Genomic DNA, 656 nt, shown 5'->3' on the forward strand with positions numbered 1-656 from the left:
GCCCGCCGCCCTGGAGGCGGCCCGCCGCGGCCTCGCCGCCGCCCTGACCGACCTGCGCACCACGACCGACGCCGCGGCCGGCGAGTGGTGGCAGCGCGCCCTGCCCCAGGAGAGGGTCGTGCTCGCCGAACAGGCCGGACACCGTACGCTCGCCGAGGCGGTGCGACGCCAGGCAGCGCGTACGGACCGGGACACGGGCACGAGAGCGGAGGACGTACGGCCATGACCGCAACCGACGGGGGCTCGGCGACCGGGGGCAGCGCGACCGGCGGACCGGGGGGACCGGGCGGGGACACCGTCGCCGCCGTCGTCCGGCAGTGGCGGGCCGTCCACCCCGACCTCGACACCGGCCCCATGGAGATCATCGGCCGCATCAACCGCTGCGCCGCCCTCCTCCAGCAGGCCGAGGACGCCCCGCTGCGCCGGGCCGGCCTCAGCCGCGCCGAGTTCGACCTGCTCGGCGCGCTGCGCCGCACCGGACACGAGCTGACCCCCGGCGAACTGGCCCGCGAGACGTTCTCCTCCGGCGCCGCCGTCACCAAGCGCCTCAAGCAGCTCACCGAACGCGCCCTGGTCGAGCGGCGCGGCGACACCCGTGACCGCCGGGTCGCGCACGTCCGCCTCACCGACGCCGGACGCGACCTGGTCGACGGCAT

Annotated in this window: 1 protein-coding gene and 1 pseudogene; both read left to right on the top strand. The window is 77.6% G+C overall.

Going from position 1 to position 656, the window contains the following annotated elements:
- Window positions 1–226 (top strand): annotated as a pseudogene (locus tag GTW67_RS10305) (FUSC family protein); the annotation flags it as partial.
- Window positions 223–656 (top strand): MarR family winged helix-turn-helix transcriptional regulator (locus GTW67_RS10310; RefSeq protein ID WP_161164500.1); only part of this gene is annotated, 434 nt, incomplete at its 3' end. The pseudogene GTW67_RS10305 and the gene GTW67_RS10310, both read left to right, overlap by 4 nt.

Source organism: Streptomyces sp. SID5910 (assembly GCF_009862125.1).
Classification (GTDB): Bacteria; Actinomycetota; Actinomycetes; order Streptomycetales; family Streptomycetaceae; genus Streptomyces.